Here is a 4,274-nt window from a genome sequence, read left to right on the forward strand (position 1 = left end):
GCTATAGATCAAGTGCCAAATGAACCTGTTAAAATTCCATTTTTACGTAAAGAAGTAGTAGTAGAAGTACAGGATAAAATGTTTGGAAAAGCTGAAATTACGAAGAAACAGACGAGAAATTATGTATTATTACCGGAACAATATCAAGAATTTACAAAACAGGTGAATGCAGCGGTTACTATCAAAAAGGATTATGAGCGTTTGAGAGAAACAGATTTTGTGAAAGAGAATGAAAGTTTAAAAGCCTATGCAGAGGGATGGATGAAAGAAAATCGAACGTTGAAACAAGAAAAAAGTAAGTTGCAAAAAGAAATTGGTGTATTAAGTAGAGAAATCAGCTCATTAAAAGCTCATATAAAGGGTTTGCAGATGAATATAAGGGTTTTGTATGTACAAACAAAGAAAGTTTTTAAAGAGAAATTTAAGGCGTTTAGAGGGATTGTTAAAAATGATTTAGATAATATGGGAGCTAATAATTATTTTGAACAGGAATATAAGAGGGAAACTCATAAACAGCGAGGATATGATATGGAACGATAAAAATATATTAGGGAAACTTTAAAAACATGATAGAATAAAAAAAGAGTCATGCGGCTAACATGACTCTTTTAAAAGGGTATTTTAGCGAAAATACCTAAACTCATTATCTGTTTATAGATTATCATAATTTGATTGATAGTCAAATAGAAAATAAAGGTGTTTTCGTTGTGCCCATAATATGAGAGGGGCAACAATACATGAAGGAAAAAATTATTAATTTTGGACAAGCTGAAAAAAAGGCAAAAGAAAGAGATAGTAAGATCAATAGCATTTATGAAAAACTTGAAGGTAGTGGTGGACTTTCTGAAGAAGAAAGAGTTATTATGCTACAAGTGTTAAGTAAAATGTCTGGTGGGGAAGAGTATTTTATAGGGAAAAAGAAAAAACCTACAGATCGGGTGAGATTTGTGCAGATAATTACTGATAATATTAATTATTTATGTAAAATTGGATATCTGACAAATGCTGAAAAAGCTTTTTTAATTGATTTAATACCATACATAGAATTTAAAACTAATATTTTAGTTGAATGTTCGGATGAAGATTCAGATGAAATAGATGCAGATGCAGCTACACCGAGTTACTTAGCAAGAAAGTTAGGAAAAGGTAGAAGTAATCTTTCTGTTTTAATGAATGGGTTATTAGAAAAGGGAATTTTAGCAGTTGCAGAATCAGGAATGACAACTGAAGATGGACGTATTTGTAGTTCTCGTACATGGTTTGTGAATCCTAATATTTTATGTTGTTCTCCTAAAGATGGAGTAGATAAGGCCACTATGAAGATTTTTAAGAAGTCTCTTAGAAATTTCAAGGTAGATGGAGATAAGAAAAAACATAATTTACCGATTTATTTATTTTAGATGTCATTTGTTATTGACATCTTTTTTTTATTATCATTTTCCATTTTTTAGGTGTATCTTTTTTCGAACACAGGTGTTCGAATTTTCGAACACCCTAACCCTCTCAAACCCTTGTTATTATTGGCTTTCTTCACTTCTCTCTTCTCACTCTTATATATAGGGCTAAAAGTTCCGCAAGGAACGGGTTGTATTTTTGAGAAAACCACTCAAAAATCTCCACCCTCAATATCAAAAAGTCAGTTCGTTAATTCTCACTTAAAGGCTAACGCCTTTTCTTTTTGATATTGTCCTTGCAAAACTTTTTTCGGCTCGATATGCTTTTTTCGCCAAGCCGACAGACAAAAAGCAAAGCAATGGTTCTCGACTTGGACTAGCAAGTATACGAGCCGAACCGCTTAGATCATTCGTCCAAAAATAATCTTTATTCAAAAATAGATACGTAATACGTGGGGTTTCGCCCCCACACGACGAGCCAGCGCTCTAGCCAAAAAGCAAAAGGGAAACAAAAAAATAATGAGCTGTCCATATTGGCAGCTCATTTACATAATGCTCGTTAGCGGAAGTCAATGTATCTAAGAGATTACCAACAGTTCTTTAAATCACTTAACTGAAGGGACTTTCTATTCACAAAATCAAATATTGTTACTAATTTGTAATTGCTCTAAAAGATGATCACAGACATTCACAAAAATACATTGTTTTTTTAAATTTAATAATAAGTATTTCAATTCAAATTCTTGATAAAAGATCTTAGTGATATATATTTTAAACTCATCTAAATTAGGTTTTTTGGAGCTGTATAGCATATCTAAAGGAAGTTTAAATTTAGAAAATAAATGATCATTTTGTCCAAAAATCGAAACTTCTTCTTTAGTTAATCGATCATGAAATACAATTAAAATTTTTGTTAAAACCTTTACTTGTTCTTCTTCAAGTTCCCAATCTATAACAAAGTTATAAAATGGGAATTCATCTGATTGAATCATACTTTGCATAAGTCTAAATTGATATTTTAATAAAGTCACTTCTTTAATTAAATCCATGTTTCCCTCCTGTATTTTCCTAAATTAACCAGTAAATAATAACAATATATAATTTAAAATACAAATATCTATGATGTATAATCTATACAATTCTAATTAACATAACGTCACATTATCGGTAGCAAGGAAAAAGCGAAATCCACTGATATAACAAGGATTTAGCTTTTTCCTTGTTTATCATTCTATGCATGATTTTATACATTGTAGAGATACTATGGTTTTTCTGGTTTACGAATGTTCTGTATTAGTACAAAAAATTGTATAAAATCTTGTATAAAAAAGATTGATAATTTTAAAACAAAGTTTGATTAAAAACTTTGTTAATATAGTTTTTTACTTTTGATTTTTAAACTTCAATTGTATTGTTAAGTTAAAGGTCCATTTAATGAAATAAGTGTTTTAGGCTAAAAATCTTTCTTTACAAAAGTCACTTTGAGTTTAAGTACATTGATTTAACCAGTGCATAGGATAATTTTATAAAATTGTGAAGGATTGAGAAAAATGTACTATATTCCTTTTACGTATTGAGCAAGGTCAGGGAATTGTTCAAATGGGCAAGAGTAAAGATAATTTAAATTTTAAAAGAAATGCCTATGATGATTTTGCAATAATGATACCTGCTGGAACATGGCATAATGTAACTAATACAGGTAATATTTCGTTAAAGCTTTATTCGATATATGCCCCTCCAAATCATCCATTTGGTACCGTTCATGTTACTAAAGCAGATGCATTGGCTATGGAAGAAGATTATAGTCATGGAAATAGGAATACAATTAGTTATTAATCAAGCTTTATTATAAAATCTATAACTGTGTTTATAGAGAAAAAATAAACTTTTGTTAATTTTAAAAAACAATTGAAAACTTTTCTTTAAATTTTAAAAAGAAGGTGTTACCTTTTTAAAGAAGGAAAAGACTATATAGCAACTGGAGAACAGCTTGGAGCAGAGGGAGGATAAAATATGGCTCAAACTTATTGGGGATCTGAGGTAGCCAAGAACTTAGGGATTGGCTCAAGTACTTTGCGTAAATATTGCCTTGCCCTGGAGGAAGTTGGGTATCCTTTCGAGCGCGGTAGTAATAATTCTAGAATTTTTTATCATAAGGATGTAGCAACTATAGAACGGCTAGTAACAGCTATGAACAAGAAGAACGTAACACTAGAACAGGCTATAAATCTAGCAATGACAAGTGTTGAAGGAAATGAGGTAGCAACTGTTGCTACAGATGGAGTAGCAGCTTCAGAACAGATAAAAGCATTATCAGAACGTATAGAACGATTAGAACAACTTAATTTAGAGTTAATTCAAAGATTGGATCAACAAAGTAAACTTTTACAGGAAACTGATGCTCAAAGGATAATAAGAGAAGAACAAAGAGATGTTCAATTAATGCAAGTATTAAGAGAAATACAAGATAGCAAACGTCTAATAGCAGCTTCAGAACAGAAGAAATCATTTTGGGGTCGTCTATTTGGTAAATAAATTAGGATTTAATATTGGAAAAGAGGCTTACTCTTTATCTAAAAATAGATAAAGAGTAAGCCTCTTTTGGCTACCGATAAGTGGTGCTATGTTAATCGACATATATACTATATGTAATGGATAAAAGTTTTAAAATGGAGATGATTTTCATATCGTATGAAAAGGGATTGAAGATATGAAATTTGGAGGTGAATTATGTTAAATGAAGAAAGATGGAAAGGTCTTATACCAGACGAATATTTGAGTGCTTCTGCATTAGATCCAAATTTGATTGGTCCTACATTACCACCTATTCCACCTTTTACTTTTCCAACAGGGCCAACAGGATCAACAGGGCCAACAGGA

5 protein-coding genes and 1 pseudogene are annotated in these 4,274 nt (G+C 31.0%); 5 read left to right on the forward strand and 1 reads right to left on the reverse strand.

Annotated elements, in window-relative coordinates; translation table 11 throughout:
* Together BM089_RS30080 and BM089_RS30085 are read left to right on the forward strand one after the other, a co-directional pair.
* Window positions 1–540: hypothetical protein (locus BM089_RS30080; RefSeq protein WP_139213365.1), on the forward strand; the 540-nt coding region annotated here is incomplete at its 5' end.
* Between the two features lie 197 nt (window positions 541–737).
* The gene (locus BM089_RS30085) at window positions 738–1,400 is read left to right on the forward strand and encodes a MarR family transcriptional regulator (protein ID WP_026565856.1); all 663 of its coding nucleotides are present in this window, start codon (window positions 738–740) and stop codon (window positions 1,398–1,400) included.
* Window positions 1,401–2,032: 632 nt separating this feature from the next.
* On the opposite strand, the gene BM089_RS30095 is transcribed toward BM089_RS30085, so the two are convergent.
* On the reverse strand, window positions 2,033–2,443 hold the full coding sequence (locus tag BM089_RS30095) for a DUF1878 family protein (protein WP_026565855.1): 411 nt from the start codon (window positions 2,441–2,443) through the stop codon (window positions 2,033–2,035).
* Between the two features lie 517 nt (window positions 2,444–2,960).
* Between BM089_RS30095 and BM089_RS30100 the strand changes: the two are divergent.
* From BM089_RS30100 to BM089_RS30110, 3 genes and pseudogenes are all read left to right on the forward strand, one after another.
* Window positions 2,961–3,230: pseudogene (locus BM089_RS30100) on the forward strand (cupin domain-containing protein); the annotation flags it as partial.
* 177 nt (window positions 3,231–3,407) lie between these two features.
* Window positions 3,408–3,929 carry a DUF3967 domain-containing protein gene (locus tag BM089_RS30105; protein ID WP_026565854.1) on the forward strand — a complete coding sequence of 174 codons (522 nt, stop codon included), beginning with the start codon at window positions 3,408–3,410 and terminating at the stop codon, window positions 3,927–3,929.
* Between the two features lie 195 nt (window positions 3,930–4,124).
* On the forward strand, window positions 4,125–4,274 hold a 150-nt coding region (locus tag BM089_RS30110; protein ID WP_139213366.1), incomplete at its 3' end, for an exosporium leader peptide-containing protein.

Source organism: Bacillus sp. 5mfcol3.1, assembly GCF_900114335.1.
Taxonomy (GTDB): Bacteria; Bacillota; Bacilli; order Bacillales; family Bacillaceae_G; genus Bacillus_A; species Bacillus_A thuringiensis_S.